At 43.8% G+C, this 17,433-nt stretch carries 17 protein-coding genes; 12 read left to right on the top strand and 5 right to left on the bottom strand.

Going from position 1 to position 17,433, the window contains the following annotated elements:
* Positions 1-70: 70 nt before the first annotated feature.
* Positions 71-970, top strand: a complete 900-nt coding sequence (locus tag AAC978_RS10890; RefSeq protein WP_341548060.1) for a uroporphyrinogen decarboxylase family protein — start codon at positions 71-73, stop codon at positions 968-970.
* Between the two features lie 152 nt (positions 971-1,122).
* Here AAC978_RS10890 and AAC978_RS10885 read toward each other — a convergent pair whose 3' ends face one another.
* Both AAC978_RS10885 and AAC978_RS10880 read right to left on the bottom strand, forming a co-directional pair.
* Complete coding sequence (locus AAC978_RS10885; RefSeq protein WP_341548104.1) at positions 1,123-1,578, bottom strand: MarR family winged helix-turn-helix transcriptional regulator; 456 nt, start codon at positions 1,576-1,578, stop codon at positions 1,123-1,125.
* Positions 1,579-1,851: 273 nt separating this feature from the next.
* Positions 1,852-2,157, bottom strand: a complete 306-nt coding sequence (locus tag AAC978_RS10880) for a zinc-ribbon domain containing protein (protein WP_341548059.1) — start codon at positions 2,155-2,157, stop codon at positions 1,852-1,854.
* Between the two features lie 350 nt (positions 2,158-2,507).
* Here AAC978_RS10880 and AAC978_RS10875 point away from each other — a divergent pair, with 350 nt between their 5' ends.
* From AAC978_RS10875 to AAC978_RS10845, 7 genes are all read left to right on the top strand, one after another.
* Positions 2,508-2,843, top strand: a complete 336-nt coding sequence (locus AAC978_RS10875) for a helix-turn-helix domain-containing protein (RefSeq protein WP_341548058.1) — start codon at positions 2,508-2,510, stop codon at positions 2,841-2,843.
* Between the two features lie 32 nt (positions 2,844-2,875).
* Positions 2,876-4,369, top strand: coding sequence for a DUF1538 domain-containing protein (locus tag AAC978_RS10870; protein ID WP_341548057.1), 1,494 nt, complete (start codon positions 2,876-2,878; stop codon positions 4,367-4,369).
* The gene (locus AAC978_RS10865) at positions 4,359-5,024 is read left to right on the top strand and encodes a P-II family nitrogen regulator (RefSeq protein WP_445900305.1); all 666 of its coding nucleotides are present in this window, start codon (positions 4,359-4,361) and stop codon (positions 5,022-5,024) included. Before AAC978_RS10870 ends, AAC978_RS10865 begins: the two co-directional genes overlap by 11 nt.
* Positions 5,025-5,162: 138 nt before the next feature.
* Complete coding sequence (locus AAC978_RS10860; RefSeq protein ID WP_341548055.1) at positions 5,163-5,558, top strand: DUF2500 domain-containing protein; 396 nt, start codon at positions 5,163-5,165, stop codon at positions 5,556-5,558.
* Between the two features lie 7 nt (positions 5,559-5,565).
* Positions 5,566-7,164 carry a PstS family phosphate ABC transporter substrate-binding protein gene (locus tag AAC978_RS10855; protein ID WP_341548054.1) on the top strand — a complete coding sequence of 533 codons (1,599 nt, stop codon included), beginning with the start codon at positions 5,566-5,568 and terminating at the stop codon, positions 7,162-7,164.
* Between the two features lie 90 nt (positions 7,165-7,254).
* The gene (locus tag AAC978_RS10850) at positions 7,255-7,698 is read left to right on the top strand and encodes an RrF2 family transcriptional regulator (RefSeq protein WP_341548053.1); all 444 of its coding nucleotides are present in this window, start codon (positions 7,255-7,257) and stop codon (positions 7,696-7,698) included.
* Between the two features lie 245 nt (positions 7,699-7,943).
* Positions 7,944-9,233: a homocysteine synthase gene (locus AAC978_RS10845; protein ID WP_341548052.1), complete on the top strand. Its 1,290-nt coding sequence runs from the start codon at positions 7,944-7,946 to the stop codon at positions 9,231-9,233.
* 213 nt (positions 9,234-9,446) lie between these two features.
* On the opposite strand, the gene AAC978_RS10840 is transcribed toward AAC978_RS10845, so the two are convergent.
* Complete coding sequence (locus AAC978_RS10840) at positions 9,447-10,484, bottom strand: YeiH family protein (RefSeq protein ID WP_341548051.1); 1,038 nt, start codon at positions 10,482-10,484, stop codon at positions 9,447-9,449.
* Between the two features lie 144 nt (positions 10,485-10,628).
* Here AAC978_RS10840 and AAC978_RS10835 point away from each other — a divergent pair, with 144 nt between their 5' ends.
* The 3 genes from AAC978_RS10835 (at position 10,629) to AAC978_RS10825 (ending at position 13,796) form a co-directional block, all read left to right on the top strand.
* The gene (locus tag AAC978_RS10835) at positions 10,629-11,555 is read left to right on the top strand and encodes a LysR family transcriptional regulator (RefSeq protein WP_341548050.1); all 927 of its coding nucleotides are present in this window, start codon (positions 10,629-10,631) and stop codon (positions 11,553-11,555) included.
* A gap of 216 nt (positions 11,556-11,771) precedes the next feature.
* Positions 11,772-12,707: a cysteine synthase A gene (cysK, locus tag AAC978_RS10830; protein ID WP_341548049.1), complete on the top strand. Its 936-nt coding sequence runs from the start codon at positions 11,772-11,774 to the stop codon at positions 12,705-12,707.
* 420 nt (positions 12,708-13,127) lie between these two features.
* On the top strand, positions 13,128-13,796 hold the full coding sequence (locus AAC978_RS10825; RefSeq protein WP_341548048.1) for a DedA family protein: 669 nt from the start codon (positions 13,128-13,130) through the stop codon (positions 13,794-13,796).
* Positions 13,797-13,913: 117 nt separating this feature from the next.
* Here AAC978_RS10825 and AAC978_RS10820 read toward each other — a convergent pair whose 3' ends face one another.
* Both AAC978_RS10820 and AAC978_RS10815 read right to left on the bottom strand, forming a co-directional pair.
* The gene (locus AAC978_RS10820; RefSeq protein WP_341548047.1) at positions 13,914-14,174 is read right to left on the bottom strand and encodes a hypothetical protein; all 261 of its coding nucleotides are present in this window, start codon (positions 14,172-14,174) and stop codon (positions 13,914-13,916) included.
* Between the two features lie 52 nt (positions 14,175-14,226).
* On the bottom strand, positions 14,227-15,480 hold the full coding sequence (locus AAC978_RS10815; RefSeq protein WP_341548046.1) for a Y-family DNA polymerase: 1,254 nt from the start codon (positions 15,478-15,480) through the stop codon (positions 14,227-14,229).
* Positions 15,481-15,816: 336 nt separating this feature from the next.
* Between AAC978_RS10815 and AAC978_RS10810 the strand changes: the two genes are divergently transcribed.
* On the top strand, positions 15,817-17,250 hold the full coding sequence (locus AAC978_RS10810; RefSeq protein ID WP_341548045.1) for an NAD(P)/FAD-dependent oxidoreductase: 1,434 nt from the start codon (positions 15,817-15,819) through the stop codon (positions 17,248-17,250).
* Positions 17,251-17,433: the final 183 nt, after the last annotated feature.

Below are 17,433 nucleotides of genomic sequence, written 5' to 3'. Positions count from 1 at the left end.
TAAAAAGTTCAGGTGAAGTTTACTTTGCCTGAACTTTTTTACCCTATCTCGTTGATTATCTGGAGGGAATATGACGAAGATTGAAAGAGTCTTAGCTATGATTCATGGGCAACCAGTAGATAAACTTCCCAAGGGGGAGTTTCATATCGAAGATGGCTTGATAACCAAACTCCTGCAAATGACCTCACGCGAAAGTTTAAAAGGGGTTGGCTTCGAGGAACGCCGGCAAGCGACGGAATTATTAGGGCTCGACGCCCTTGTTTTTATGGCAGATGCCGAAAGCCAAGATGATCCTTGGGCAGAATTAAGACGCTGGCAAGAGGAAAGCGATTTTTTCATCTTTGCTTTGATCGATGGACCCTTTCAGGGAGTGGGGCATGGCTATCATGATTTTACCGAGTTTTTAATGGATATCGTCAAGGATCAGGATAAGATGGATTGCTTGGTCCAAGAGTCGATCCAAAGGAGTTTAGAGTTGGGGCGGGCTGCTATAGCTTCCGGAGCACATGGTATTTTAATTGCCGACGATATAGCCTATAATCACGGACTGTATGTATCGCCACGGACCATGAGAGAACGTTTTTTTTCTTATCTTAAGGAATTGCGCGCAGAACTAGGGCGATGCGCCCGAGTAGCCACCGGCAGGGAGATGCCGATATTCTTCCATTCTGACGGAGACCTACAACTTGTTCTTCGGGATATAAAGGAGATGGGCTTTAACGGCCTCCATTCTTTAGAGTCCGTCATGGATATGATGAAGGTACGAGAAGCTGTAGGCGAAGATTTTTGTCTGATGGGCGGGTATAGCCTGGCATGGTTTAGCTCAGGAGGAAGCGATAAGGTGGATGAACTCTTAAAGGCTACCAGACCGGGACGTTATATATTTGGCACCAGTGCAGGGATACTTGACGCTGGTCTTGGGGTCAGGGAGGTTTTAGAGGTTTACGGCTATACAGATAAACTAATTTAGCAGATACGCTTGCAAGTCAATCCCACAGCATGTCTATAATACTAAAGAAGAGAGTTAATATAAGGCAATATTCCTTATACTAACTCTCTTCTTCTTTATTTTTCAACTATAGGCATAGTTTATGCTTATAGAGATCAATAAACAAAGAGTAATCAATTTCCTAACAACTTATTGCAGTTGTCTAATACTTTTTCTAATACTTTAACGCAAACTGTTAACTCATCAGGATCTACACCATCAGTGATATCATTGTTCATTCTTGCCCCGATAGCCATCAAGCCATCGCGTACATTCCTTCCGGATTCCGTGAGGTAGATAAGATTTGTGCGACGATCATGAGGATGTCTGGCTCTAATAACTAGATTGTTTTTTTCCATGGTATTAATAATCCTAGAAACGCTGGGTTCATCTTTACTTGTGGTCTCTGCCAAGAAGTTTTGGGTTACCCCGTCTTCGCGCCACAAATAGAGAAGAAGTCGCCATTGCTCTATCGAAATATTATAACCGTTTTCTTTAAATAGTTGGGCCATTCTTTGTGACATGAGCCGTGCCGACTTGTTCACTTTATGCCCAAATGATCGTGAAGTATATTCTTGGAATGTTGGCATATCAGTAACCTCGCGATTTGTTCCATTTTTCTCTATCATACCTGCTTTTTGTTGCATAGGCAAGTATTTTTGGGTGCAATTCATAAAAGTTTAACATATGAATTATAAATATTTATATAGGTAACTTTAATCGTAACCTTTAAATCCTCGCGAGCAATCATGGTTTCGTTATGCAGAATCGGCGCCGCAGGTGAGGAAGATATTGCTCGGATTGCCAATAAAAGCAGAACTCTGAGCCGTTAGGCTCAGAGTTCTGTTTGTGGATTCTAGAAATTACCAGTTGCTACGATTGCGAGGGGTATAGCAATCACGGCAATATACAGGCTTGTCACCGGTAGGTTGAAACGGAACTGTAGTTTCTTTGCCGCAAGATGAGCAAGTTGCAGGGAACATTTCCCTTTGTGGTCGTGAAGAGTATCCGCCACCGTTACGGCTTTGTGCTTTTTTTGCTGCGCGGCAAGAAGGGCAGCGGCCGGGTTCGTTTGTAAAGCCCTTCTCTGCGTAAAATTCTTGTTCTGAAGCTGAGAAAACGAATTCTGCACCGCAATCTTTACAGGATAATACTTTGTCTTCAAACATCAGAAAAAACCTCCAAGATTTTATTCGACCCGTTACTGGGAAGTAGTATCCTTGATCCCCAAAGCCACAGGCGATCGAGAAGGTTATTCATCCGCAAAATCTAACGAGTTTATTATATTATACATAATTTTGGAATTGGAGTCAACAATTGTATGCAGATGGTTCATTTGTTCAATAGTTATGATGAAAGATTATCCTAGTGTCACCAAAAAAGAGATAACTGGTGACACGAGGATACAAAAAATGTTATACTTTTTAAGTTAGTAATAATCGAAATATTCCAATTGATTAGATTGAGTGATTCCTGACTTATGGCTGGTAATCAGCGGATAAAATGAAGAGGTGCTAAAATGATTGCTTTAGGAGATTATCTATCCGTTCATAGAACAGCGCAAAAGATCTCCATCCGGAAATTGGCGACCCTGGCAAATTTGAGCCATACAGAAATTTATCGTTTAGAAAATGGGGAACGAAAGCACCCATCTCCCAGCGTACTCAAAGCCATTGCGCTGGCTCTCCATCTAAATTACTACGAACTGATGAGAGTTGCGGGATATCTCGATGAGAATTCATTTCCTGAAGCTCATTCTCCTAAGGAGATCAATGTGGATGATCTAACGGAACTTGAGATTGAGGAGGTGGAAAGATTTATTGAATACTTGCGTTATAAGCGCCGCCAGGCGTAAAAACTAAAAGACAGAAGGGAAGGGAAGTTTATTTGAGTGTACTTTTAGAAAAGCTAAAAGAAGTTCTATGGTCCGTTATCCCTATCGTTGTCATCGTGTTGGTTCTTAATTTCACGATCACCGCTCTAGAACCCTATTTAATCTATCGATTCCTTCTAGGGGCCTTATTGATTGTGATTGGTTTAGCGATTTTCCTTTTTGGGGTGGATATTGGCATTAGCAAAGTAGGAACCCTCATGGGGGGAACCTTAGCGAAGAGCAATAAATTGTGGATCATTATTGGGGCAGGCTTGTTGCTCGGATTTTTCATTTCCATTGCCGAACCTGATCTGCATATTCTAGCAGGACAAGTGGATATGGTGACCTCAGGAGTGATATCTAAGCTGAGCATTGTGGTTGTGGTATCCATCGGCATTGCAGTGATGCTTACGAGTGGTCTGGTGCGTATCGTTTATAATATTCCTTTATACAAGCTGCTGACGGTTCTCTATTTATTGATATTGGGATTAAGTTTTTTTACTTCCTCGGAATTTCTGGCCATATCCTTTGATGCTTCCGGAGCAACCACCGGGGCACTAACAGTGCCTTTCATGCTGGCGCTTGCTTTAGGGGTTTCATCCTTGAAAAAAGATGGCAAGGCTTCGGAAAAAGATAGCTTTGGTCTTGTGGCGGTGACCTCGACTGGTGCAATTCTGGCCGTAATGATTATGAGCATTCTATCAAAGCAAGATAAGATTACGGGGAGTCTGCAAGAGGCTGCGGCTACTTCCACGTCGGTTCTTGCCCCTTTTCTGCATAAACTGCCCATTGTGGCTTGGGAGATTTTGATTGCCTTAGCACCGATTATTCTGGTATTCTTAGTGTTCCAAAAAATTTCTTTTAAAATATCGAAAAAAGCCTTTCGCAAAGTGCTTAAGGGTTTGCTTTATACGTTTATCGGGTTGGTCCTGTTCTTAACAGGTGTTAATGCCGGTTTTATGGAAGTCGGAACTAAGATCGGCTACAGTGTAGCCGCTTTAGATAATAAGTTAATCGTCGTGGGCATTGGCTTTCTCATCGGGCTTGTGGTAGTTTTAGCTGAACCTGCTGTTTACGTATTGACACATCAAATAGAAGATGTTACAAGTGGATATGTAAGGAGACCGGTGGTACTCATTGCTTTATCCATTGGGGTTGCCTTTGCGGTGGCCCTGTCCATGGTAAGAATCCTTATTCCCGGACTCCAGTTATGGCATTTTCTTTTACCGGGTTATGTGGTTTCCATCCTCATGATGTATTTTGTGCCTAAATTATTCGTGGGAATAGCCTTTGACGCAGGAGGAGTCGCTTCCGGACCGATGACGGCAACCTTTATTTTAGCCTTTGCTCAAGGCGCCGCGGAGGCGATTGAGGGCGCGAATGTGCTGGTCGATGGTTTTGGAGTTATTGCGATGGTCGCCATGACACCGATCATTGCTCTGCAAACTCTAGGGTTTATTTTTAAGATTAAATCGGTAAAGGAAGGGTTAGAAGAACATGATGGATAGCCCTAAGACAATGGAATTTGAATTGATTTCCTTTGTGGTGAATCATGGCGTGGGAACTAAGGTGCTTAAGTTTGCCAAGCAGCACGGAATATCCGGCGGGACCATTTGTTTAGGGCGAGGGACGGTCAACAATCCTATCCTCAAGCTGTTAGATTTAACAGACACTCGCAAAGAAATTGTTATGATGATTGGGGAAAAAGACGCAGCGCAAAACGCCCTCGTAGCCCTTAATGAAAAGCTAGCATTGCATAAACCAAATCACGGGATTGCTTTTACAAGCTCTGTAAGGGGTTTTGTAGGCCATCATCATATTTATCGCAATGAAGAAGAAAGACGAGGTGCAGAAAACCCAATGTACAATGCGATATACACCGTTGTCGACAGGGGCATGGCCGAAGATGTCATGGAAGCAGCGACAAAAGCTGGCTCTAGAGGGGGAACCATCATCAATGCTCGGGGTTCGGGTATCCATGAGACTCATACCCTTTTCTCGATGGCTATTGAGCCGGAGAAGGAAATCGTGATGATTCTCGCAGAGACCTCTACCACAGAAGCGATTGTTACGGCCATTCGCCAAGAGCTTCATATAGATAATCCTGGTCATGGCATTATTTTTGTGCTTGATGTAAACCAGACCTATGGTTTGAGGCAGTAAAACTACGTCAAGGGCTTCCGGCTAAGCTCATCAGCTTAACCGGAAGCCCTTGTAAATTAATGGCGGATTAAAAGGATATTAAATTCCAGTCGAGAATAGTATAACGTGTTAATACAACGAAGAGGAGGCGCTTTTGATTTGTTTTTTCAATCGGATATGATGTTTTCCGTAGTTCCGATCTTGGTAACCATAGGATTTGTTGTTGTTTTTGGCATGATATTTGTAGGGATTATTCAAGGAATCCGGACCTGGAGATATAATAATGCGCAGCCGGTACTAATTGTGCCCTCACAAATTGTGACTAAGAGAGATCATGTGACCTCACATCATCATAACAATGGCAGCGGGGTACATCATAATCATCGCAGTACGACATACTATGTGACTTTTGAAGTAGAGAGTGGAGATAGGATGGAATTTCAAGTTCAGGCGCAGGAGTATGGGATGTTGGCTGAGGGAGATATAGGAAGGCTTAGCTTTCAAGGAACACGCTATTTAGGCTTTGAACGACTGAGAGACACGGAGAGGAGTTAGCAACCCTATGCAAGCCAATAAAAAATATTTTTCCATTACTTTGCTCAATCAGATGGTTATTTTGCCTATCCTATTAAGTCTGGGATTTTTTATGTTATATAGTCTTGATGGTGGATTTTTACCTGCTGACAGTGGCAGAGATACGGAAAGGTTTATCTATGGACTGGTAGCTCTTATCCTTCCCCTCCTTGTGGGGGGAGTTATCGGTTTTATGCACTCTCGCTTGATCAAGAATCAGCCTGAATCCCCGCGGAGGAGATATGTTCCCGTAGTGATTCCTGTCATCTACACCCTAATAGCGATAACAATACTTATGGTGATGAGCGGGGGAAATATCAATTCGTCACTTTGGTTTTGGGCCGTATTAAAAAATCCTGTGTATTTTCCTTTGGGCTTTCTGCTCTTTTTGTCAGGGCATCAGGTAGCCTTTATCGTGGCTGATTTGATGGGATACACAGGTTTTGTTGTCGGAGTTCTGCTTCAAGAGATCGCTGGGCGGAAATCCTCGCCTGTAGTAGAAGATGGTGTCCCGGACAAAAAACTAAAAGTGGGCTTGGCCGTGTTGTGCGCAAGCGGTATGCTGATTTCAGGGCTGATAGCCAAAGATAATATTGCCGACGGGTTGATTGAAATTCGTTATGGGAAATCTAGCTTAGGAAGTGAACTAAGCGAATTCGATCTGATGAGCATTGCCCCTTTTAAAGAGAAGAATGGTCTGGCTCAGCTCGACCAAAAGGCCAGCCTCCAGTTTAATGAACTGGAGTCCATGCCTCGCTTGGATGGAGCAACCGCTGCTTATCCGGTTTACGGTGCCTTTGTCGAGGCGGTATACCAAGGTCTAGAGGAATACTACCGAGAGAATGTGGATAAGTCAGAGAAAAACTATGAGCTTGCTTTTGTCCAGAGCGAAGAGTATCCCCTGAACATTGTGCAATGTTCAAAAACCAATCGAGCCTATGAAAGGCTCATGGCTGGAGAGACAGATATCATTTTCGTGGCCGAACCCTCGCAGGCCCATCGGGAATATATTCAAGCCCAAGGAGACGAATTTCTGCTTACCCCGATCGCCAATGAGGCGTTTGTGTTTTTTACCAATGCGCAAAACCCCCTTGAAAATCTGTCTTTAGAACAGCTTCAAGGGATCTATACCGGGGAGATCACCAACTGGAAAGAGGTTGGGGGACCCAATCGGGAAATCTTGGCGTACCAGCGTCCGGAGAACTCTGGAAGCCAGACCATCATGCAGAACCGAGTGATGAAGGGCTTGAAGATGGTCGAACCCACCCGAGAATCTTATGCGGGGGGGATGGGAGAAATCATCAGCCGAGTTGCGGACTATAAAAATGCCAAGAATTCCTTAGGTTACTCTTTCCTATACTATTCTTCAGAAATGGTGAAAAACAATCAGATTAAGTATCTTGCAGTGAACGGGGTTCTACCCACCCCGGAAACCGTGCGCAATGCCAGCTACCCATTCACTGTTCCAGTCTATGCAGTAACCCTAAAGTCCAATACGAATGAGAATAATCAAAAGCTCATCCAGTGGATCTTATCGGAAGAGGGTCAAAGTCTCGTAGAGAAGACGGGGTATATTTCGGTCAGATAATTGAAACCCCTAAGCGTTTGACAAAGTTCAGCATTCATATTACCATTGATACTAAACCAATCAGAATTCTTAAGCTTGGAGTGTTAAGGAATGAAAATATCGACCAAAGGAAGATACGGACTAAGAGCATTGCTGGACTTAGCTGTTCATTCCCAGGGGGAGCATGTTCCTCTTTCGAATATTGCAGAGCGTCAAACTATTTCCGAAAATTATTTGGAGCAGGTTTTTTCCTCCTTGCGCAAGGCTGGAATTATCAAAAGCGTGAAGGGTGCACAGGGCGGTTATATCTTAGCCGATAAAGCCTCGGATATAAGAGTGGGTACGATTCTTAGGGTTTTAGAAGGAGATTTATCCGTAGCCAATGAGGAATTGAACCATGACAGCGGGGCAAGCATTCAGGAGTGCATCCAAATTAAGGTGTGGGATCAGATGACTGAACGGGTTAATGAATTTGTTGATTCCATCACCTTGGAGGATCTCGTTCAGGAGTATAAAGCGATGAGTGGCAATGGTGCCATTATGTATTATATTTAAGCGTAAAGCTGCCTTTAGATGAAGGCAGCTTTTTTTATGCCAATCTGTTCAATGATAGAGAGCAAAAAAGATAAAAAATATATAATACAGAGTGATTTTCTATTGACAAAGATAGAGAATATAATTAAAATCATTTTAAAGCCAAGTAAACATATTAAAATACTGGAGTTCACTTGGCCTGCGAGGATTTACTAATAGTTCTGGTCCCGCTAAGGTAGATTAATAAGGATTAAGGGAGTGACACTATGAGCGAGAGAAAATTGAAATTTGATACATTACAGGTTCATGCCGGACAAGTAGCCGATCCCACGACAGGCTCGAGGGCGGTGCCGATTTATCAGACTTCATCTTATGTGTTCAACGATGCAGAGCATGCGGCAAATTTATTTGGTTTAAAAGAACCAGGTAATATTTATACCCGGATTATGAATCCGACCACGGATGTTTTCGAGCAACGTGTGGCCGCCTTAGAGGGCGGAGTTGCGGCTCTTGCGGTGGCTTCGGGTTCTGCAGCCATCACCTATGCGGTGCTCAATATTGCCGGAGCGGGTGATGAGATCGTTTCAGCCAGCACTCTCTATGGGGGAACCTATAATCTTTTTTCAGCAACTTTCCCCAAACTAGGGATTAAGACCATTTTTGTCAATCCCGATGATCCGGAAAATTTCCGCAAGGCCATTACGGAGAAGACCAAAGCTCTTTATATTGAAACCATCGGTAACCCGGGAATCAATCTGGTGGATATCGAAGCCATAGCCAAAATCGCCCATGAAAATGGGGTGCCTTTGATTGTGGACAATACCTTTGGCACGCCCTACCTGATTCGTCCTATCGAATGGGGAGCTGATATTGTCGTACATTCAGCGACGAAATTTATTGGCGGTCACGGCTCATCCATCGGTGGAGTCATCGTGGATTCAGGGCAGTTTGATTGGGCGGGTAGTGGGCGCTTTCCCGGCTTAACGGAGCCGGATGAGAGTTATCATGGGCTAAAATACGTGGAGGCTCTTGGTCCTGTTGCCTATATCACCAAAGCCAGAGTGCAGCTTTTGCGGGATACGGGTGCTTGCTTAAGTCCCTTTAATTCATTCTTGTTCCTCCAAGGCTTAGAGACTTTATCGCTGCGGGTGGAAAGACATGTGGCGAATACGAAGAAGGTTGTGGAATTCTTAAACAGCCATCCTCATGTGTCCTGGGTCAACTATCCGAATCTTAAAGAGAGCAAGTATTATGAGCTCGCTCAAAAATATCTTCCCCAAGGAGCGGGTTCAATCTTCACCTTTGGCATCAAAGGAGGAGTGGAGGCCGGTAAAAAATTCATTGATAGCTTAGAAATATTCTCTTTGCTGGCTAATGTTGCGGATGCCAAATCACTGGTCATTCATCCGGCCAGCACGACCCACGCTCAATTGTCAGAGAAGGATCTGTTAGCAGCCGGGGTGACCCCGGATATGGTCAGACTTTCCATTGGCATTGAAGATGCGGACGACCTTATCTATGATCTTGATCAAGCGCTTAGAAAAGCCGTAGGCTGATTATCAAAGCTGTAGAATAGTGGATGAAAAACAGAAGTAAGAATAGAAGTAAAAATAGAAGTAAAAAGGATGCTCCTTTGTTGGAGCATCCTTTTTTAGCTAATAATTATTTATATTACCCTGAGGGGGCCGGATCAAGATACTTCAGTCATCTCGCCTGCGGAATGACTGAAGTATCGGGTTGCTTTTAGAAAATAACTAGTCAAGGTATACTTAAATGAACAGAGCAAAGTAGGAAACTGCGGAGACTAAGATGGATGCGATGAACATGGCGAGGAGAGGGCGGAGAGCACGAGCGCGTAGGCTTGCTAAATGAACATTTAACCCTAAGCCAACCATTGCGGCAGTCATCAAAAAGGTGGAGAGAGTGGCGATGCTATCTAATACTGCAGTGGGAATGGAGAAATATGTCCCAATAATACTTGTCAGGATGAATCCCAGTAAAAACCAAGGGAAGGAAGCTGTTTGAGTTGGGTCTTTTTCTTCCTTCGAATTGCGACGCACCCACCAGAGCAGAATGAAGCTGACGGGGATTAGGAGGAAGACTCTTGCCAACTTGGCCATTAATGCTGTAGTTAAAGCCTCAGACCCTAAGGGACCGGCGGCTGCAGCGGTATGAGCAATCTCATGAAGGCTGATCCCGCTCCACATACCGTATTGAGCGGGGGTAAGTCCCAAATAAGGATAAAGTAGTGTGTACGCTAATGTAAAAAATGTACCGATTAAGGCAATGATACCCACACCAATAGCAGTATCTTCATCTTTTGCTTTGAGGATAGGAGAAACTGCGGCAATAGCTGCAGCTCCGCAAATCCCGGTTCCGATTCCCAAGAGAAGGGAAAGCTGCGGATCCCCCTTGATCAATTTAGAGACACAAAGGGTCGTAATGATAGCGATAGCAATTGTCAGTCCGCCTTGGAGCAGCAGTGAAGGACCTTGTTGAAAGATTAGTTGGATATTCAAGCGAAAGCCATATAGAATAATAGCTAAGCGGAGGATTTTCTGAGCTGAAAACTGAATGCCGACACGGCAGCTTTCAGGATAGCCAACTGTATTGCGATAAAGAACCGCAACAAAAATGGCACAGAGCATAGCTCCAATCTTGTTAAGGCCGGGTAAGTTAGCAAGCCCTACGGCGAATGCGGCAATGCCTATCGTAAAAAGAACACCGAAGAAAAAAGGTGCAAAATTACTATGGGCCCAATGAAAAGGACGTTCAGTTTTTTCTGTTATGTAGTTTATAATTGACATGAGAACCTCCTGACGTAAAGTAAAGATAAAGATTAAGCACATTCATACTTTACTCTTGACAGGGAAGTCAATGCAAATTGAATTGCAAATAGATCCCATAGGGAAAAATTATAACTTGAATATATTTGAACGGAGGTAATACTTTTGATCATTGAACCGTTGGAGATTTTTAAAAAAGTGGCGGAAGAAAAAAACTTCTCAAAAGCTGCGGAGGATCTTTTCATTTCTCAACCTGCTGTTAGCTCACATGTCCGTAATCTGGAGAGTGAATTTGGGACTAAGTTAATCAATCGATCATCAAAGCATGTAGAGCTTACACCGGCGGGAGAAATATTCTATGAAGAAGCGACCAAGATCATTAATCAATACAAAGAAACGAAAGAGAAAATTAATCAAATCCAGAGTGTGGTTACAGGAACACTCCGGATCGGGGCAAGCTTTACCATCGGCGAATATATTTTGCCGGAACTCGTTAGCCAAATGGCAACCAGATATCCCCAACTCAACATTTCAGTGACTATCGCGAATACAGAAGAGATTGCTCAAGGACTACGCCAAAAGCGTTTAGATATTGCTTTGGCAGAAGGGGAAATGAATGATAGGGAGTTTATGGTTGAGCCTTTCATGGAAGATGAGATGGTATTGATTGCTCCCCCGGTTCATCCATTAACAAAGAGCAAGAGCGTTTCCGCAAAGGATCTCCAAGATTTTGTCTGGATCCTCCGCGAAGCAGGCTCCGGAACTCGTGAATTTAGTGATCATTTTATGCAAGCTTTAAAAATTAAAATGCGACATTCCTATGTGTTTAGCAGCAATACAGGAGTTAAGGCGGCCGTCATCAGTGGTTTGGGAATTGCCATGGTATCTAAATTGATTATCCAAAAAGAATTAAAGGCCAAAGAATTGATGATTATAACCCTCGATAAAAGCACTCCCTATCTGGCTCGCGACTTTGTCATTGCCAGAGGATACGATACTTATTTCACCAAGGCTGCCGAGGCCTTTATCGCTGAATTGAGTCAGTTTAGCCAGGATGAACAAGAGAGTATTTCTCCGGACATTGTAGAATAATAAAGATACACATGAACTTTAAATATGCATGAACTTTAGATACACCTGAGCTTTTAGATGCGCCTAAGGTTTCTTAAATTTGCTCTTGACAGCTCCGAGAGGGCGTATTAAAATAAAGACAATAAAACATATAAGAATACTAGGATAATAAAAAAACAAACATCACGCGCAAGACTGGCGTCGAATGCTTAAGTTTAATATTTAGGAGGAAATCGCATGTCAAAGATTGCTAAGAGTTTAACCGACCTTATCGGAAATACCCCACTATTAGAGTTGTCCAATTATAATCAAGCTAATGAATTAGAAGCCACGGTCATAGCGAAGCTGGAATACTTCAATCCCCTTTCCAGTGTTAAGGACAGAATTGGTTATGCCATGATCAAAGATGCTGAAGAAAAAGGCTTGATTACTAAGGATACTGTGATCATTGAACCGACCAGTGGTAATACAGGAATTGCTCTGGCCTTCGTATCTGCTGCACGCGGCTATCGTTTGATTTTAACCATGCCGGAAACAATGAGTGTGGAGAGAAGAAACCTGCTCAAAGCCCTCGGAGCCGAACTTGTTCTTACTCCGGGACCTGCCGGCATGAAAGGTGCTATTCAAAAAGCCGAAGAATTAGCAGCAGAATATCCGAATTCCTTCATTCCGCAACAATTTAATAATCCGGCTAACCCCGAGATTCATAGAAAAACCACGGCCGAAGAGATTTGGCGCGACACGGACGGAGAAGTCGACATCTTTGTCGCCGGGGTCGGAACGGGTGGCACCGTAACTGGTGTGGGTGAAGTGCTTAAGAAGAAAAAACCAGGCGTAAAAGTCATTGCTGTGGAGCCTGCCGATTCCCCTGTTCTTTCAGGAGGAAATCCCGGATCCCATAAGATTCAAGGCATCGGCGCTGGATTTGTTCCCGGTGTCTATAACTCGGAACTCATTGATGAAATCTTTCAGGTGAAGAATGAAGAGGCGTTTGAAACCTCCCGCAAGCTCTCGAAAACTGAAGGCCTCCTTGTCGGAATTTCCTCCGGTGCAGCAGCTTATGCGGCCACACAAATTGCTAAGAGACCCGAAAATAAGGGCAAAAAGATCGTTGTCCTTCTCCCAGACACAGGAGAAAGATATCTTTCGACTGTCTTATTCCAAGAAGATTAACACCCGACTAAGCGCCCTTTGACACCCGCCTTCATAGCGACAGGTGCCAAGGGGCGCTTAACTTGTTTTCACACAATGTTAACAAAGAGTTTGCTGTTTCTTCACTCGCATTTTAATTTTGTGTGTTATGATTCAGACATGACATTCTTCTCCTACCTTTTTTATATAGACAAGGGTTTGCTCTTGTCGACCTGAACCGTCTTTATTGGCGGTTTTTCTTTTCGAGTTTCTTTTTGTCTTCTTTTCCAAGGTATTTATTAAGCTTTTCTTAAATTCGTTGTTCTTAAATTGATTTTTTACCCTCGAGAAGATATGATAATTCAGATGACATGATAATTCGGAAATTGGCTCAGAGATTTATGATGCAAAGATATATTGAAGTTTTTGCGACAGATAGGCTGAAAAATAGGAGGTTCGATCTTGGAATTTATACAGACTGCGCTCGATATATTTATTCATCTAGACAAGCACCTTGGTGAAATTATTAGTACCTATGGATTATGGACTTATCTCATACTTTTTTTGATTATTTTTGCAGAAACAGGATTTGTTGTGACACCGTTTCTTCCCGGAGATTCTTTGCTTTTTGTGGCGGGAACATTTGCCGCCGCTGGTGCTTTGGATGTTAAGATTTTGTTCTTTTTGCTTCTCGGAGCTGCTGTCCTCGGCGACACCGTCAATTACGAGATCGGACGCTTCCTTGGGCCGAAGGTATTCGCGAAGGAAATGCGTTTCCTTAATCATGAGAATCTAATGAAGACACAGAGGTTCTATGAAAAACACGGCGGAAAGACCATTATCATCGCCCGTTTTCTGCCGATCATTCGAACCTTTGCTCCTTTTGTAGCGGGTGTCGGTGCCATGAAATATATGCGGTTTATTTCTTACAATGTCATCGGAGCCCTCTTATGGGTCACGGTTGCCCTTTTCAGTGGTTTTTTCTTTGGCAATTTGCCCTTTGTACGAGATAACTTCACCCTAGTGATTTTTGCGATCATTGGAATCTCGGCAATACCACCGTTTTATGCTTATCTTAAAAGCTGGTTACAGAAGAGAGCACAGGAAAAAATCGGCGCTGACAACGAGTAGGATGAGCTGCAGTAGGGTTAAATAGCAGCTCAAAGCAATAGGTGCAATTCAAAAGTCCACGGCTTTTACCCTCACAGGGGACAGCCGTGGACTATTATATTTTTGGCTAAGAACTGATTACATCTTGGCTAAAAACCACTTGCAGGTGTTGAGTTCATACTTCAGTTCAAAAACCTTGAGAAGCCCATTGATAACGCTTTGGCAGCGAAAAATAATCATGCGATTGCCGGCCAGCTTCTCCTCAGTTTTTAGGATGATTTTATCAATGGAAATGACCACAGGAACTCCTTCGAAGCGGGCTTTGAATTTTACAGGACAGGGAATGCCCTGCTCATTGAAACGAGCCACCATCTCAATGGGTTGCATGATAACCTTCACTTAAACATTCCTCCTTGTGTGGTGTGTTATTGTTGTTGATGATTTGATGAGCCTAAAGCAGACTGGTCATCATGGGATATTCCTCTTCGGCGATTACCCCTCCGGTCATGGCTTTGAGACCGGAGTGAAGATAAGAGGAACGCATGATCGCACTCGAGCCAAAGCGCTCTCGAATCACATCGATAGCCTGGTCGATTTTTCGCTCCTTCTCATAGTTCTTAGTGAAGAAGGATAACTGCAGAAAATCATTATGGCAAAGCTCGGAGACCCGCACGCCCATATGTCTTAGGGGTTGGCCCTTCCATAATTCGTCGAAGAGCTCACAGGCGATCTCCCAGATTTCGTTGGTACAGTCTGTGGGGTGAGTGATTTTTCGTTGATGAGAGTAGGAGAGAAATTCGTGGGTCCGAAAGGAAACGGCTACAAGTTGGGCGAAATACTGATCATGTCTTAAGCGAGCGCTGACGGTTTCCACGAGCGAGAGCAGGACTAGGTGAGCTTCCTGGCGACGATCCACATCGAAGGGCAGGGTGGTTGAATTGCCCATACCTTTGACTTTCACGTGGCCGCCGGGTCGAACGGGGGAATTCTCAATCCCATGGGCATAATTCCAAATCAGGATACCGTGGCTTTTTAGGGCTGTTCTTAAGATGCGCGGATCGGTATGTGCTAGGTCGCCAATGGTTTTAATATTGCGTGAGAGAAGCTTTTGGGAGGTTGCTCTTCCCACCATGAAGAGCTCTCCGATGGGTAGGGGCCACATTTTTTCGGGGATTTCCTCAGAAAATAAGGTATGGACCTTGTCGGGCTTTTGGAATTCCGAGGCCATTTTTGCCAACAGCTTATTGGTGGAAATACCGATATTTACGGTAAAGCCCAGCTCGTTTTTAACCCGATCCTTAATCACATGGGCCGCTTTAAGGGGATCTCCCCAAAGCTGATCCAGCGAGGTGAAATCCACAAAGTATTCATCCACGGAAAATTGCTGGATAAGAGGGGAATACTCTTTTAAGATATCTCCTAAAGCTTGGCTGCATTGGCGAAAGAGGAGATAATTAGGCTTAGCGATGATCAGGTCCGGACATTTAGTGAGGGCAGAGTATAAGGTTTCTCCGGTTTTGATATCGTATTTTTTCGCAGGTATGGATTTAGCTAAGACAATACCATGCCGGGTTAAAGGATCCCCCCCTACTACAGAAGGGACGGTTCTTAGATCCAAGGAATCCCCTTGTTGGAGTCGGTAAGTTGCTTCCCAAGAAAGATACGCCGAATTCACATCAATGTGAAAGATAATATGTTTGCTCAATATCAAGCACCACCTGAATAGAAATCCTTTGGTAACGAACGGCTGAATTTAGTCCTGCTCTATCTATTATATGCGAATGTATGTTCTATATCAATAGAAACAAACATTCTATCATGCTAGATTATTATGTATATAGTGGAGGAATAAACCAAACTAGCTCAGCACTGGACTAACGTCTAGAGGGTGAATGCCCCCCCTAAACGGAGCCTCGTTCAATCCAAACAAAATTGTGGTTTTTTAAAGGAATGTTCGGATTTAGAGTTGAATTATTTAAAAACATAAGGTATAGTTTATAAGGTTTGCGTAGTGTCAAGCTTAACCGAGGAGGAATATATCTTGAAAAAGTATGACGTGATCATCATTGGAGCAGGTCCCGCCGGAGTTTTTGCAAGTTACGAATTAGCGATCAAGGCCCCCCAGCTCGCTGTCCTTTTGATTGAAAAGGGACGGGATATCTATAAACGCAGTTGTCCCATTTTAAAGAAGACCCTTTCTAAATGCCCGCCGCCCAATAAGCAAAGGGAGTTTGCCAGCTGTACGCCGGCATGCTCAATCACCAATGGCTTTGGTGGTGCCGGAGCCTATTCGGATGGGAAGTTCAATATAACCACAGAGTTTGGGGGATGGCTCACCGAGTATCTGCCACCGTCAGAAGTTTTGAGCCTGATCAAATATGTGGACGAGATTAACCTAAAGCATGGAGCCACCTCCGCTTTAACGGATCCCAACACTCCTACAGTGAAGGAGATTGAAAAGAAGGCTCTAGGTGCCGGCCTCAAATTGCTCCGCGCCCAAGTTCGCCATCTGGGAACGGAATTAAACCTAGAAATTCTTAAGGATATTTACGAGTTTCTTAAAGGGAAAATCGATATGGTCTTCGAAACAGAAGTCGCTGATATTATGGCAGATGAAGTGGCAGGGCAACTGCAGGTCAAGGGAATCCGCACCGCTAAGGGAGAGGAGTACCACGCGCCCAAGGTTGTGGTGGTTCCTGGCCGAGATGGCTCAGAGTGGTTTGCTGATGTCTTGAAGAAATACAAGTTGGAAATGGGCAGCAACCAAGTCGATGTGGGGGTTCGTGTGGAAACTCTAGACACCATCATGGAAGATATTAATGAGAACCTATATGAAGGGAAGTTTATTTATCGGACTTCTGTAGGTACCACTGTAAGAAGTTTTTGTAGCAACCCTTCCGGGCATGTGGTTATTGAAAACCACACGGGTGTAATGCTGGCTAACGGACATGCTTACCGCGATAAAAATCTGGGTAGCAATAATACTAACTTTGCCCTGCTGGTTTCCCACAACTTCTCTTATCCTTTTAATAAGCCCACAGAATATGCCAAGAATATTTCCCGACTAGCTAATGACTTATCTAACGGTAGTGTCTTAGTTCAAACCTTTGGAGATATTATGAAAGGGCGTCGCTCCACGGACAAGCGGATTAAAGAGAGCTTCGTCGAGCCTACCTTAAAGGAAGCCGTTCCCGGTAACTTGGGGCTTGTGCTGCCTTATTCCACTATGAAAAGCGTTATTGAAATGATCGAGGCCTTAGATAAAGTAACTCCCGGTATTGCCTCCGAGCACACCTTGCTTTACGGGGTTGAAGCCAAATTCTATTCCTCGCGTCCTAAGCTGAAAAGCAATTTTGAAACCGAAATAGCGGGACTTTATGCAGGGGGAGATGGTGCAGGGATTACGCGCGGTCTAGCTCAGGCAGAGGCTTGCGGAGTGATGATTGCCCGCAATATCATGGAGGAAAATGGCTAACACCGCTCATCTTTCGCCCTAGGATCAGATTTAAGCTGGATTTTTTACTAAACGAGATTATATAAAAAGGTGCACCTCCGAATGTTAGATTTTGTGTCCAACATTTGGAGGTGCACTTTAATTTTGCGTTATTGTGACCAAATATTCCGTAACGGGTTGCTGCTAATTGAGGAATTACGTTAC

The organism is Desulfitobacterium sp. THU1 (assembly GCF_038181555.1).
Lineage (GTDB): Bacteria > Bacillota > Desulfitobacteriia > Desulfitobacteriales > Desulfitobacteriaceae > Desulfitobacterium.
The sequence above is the reverse complement of the archived record's forward strand: the minus strand, read 5'-3'. Positions and strand labels throughout refer to the sequence as shown.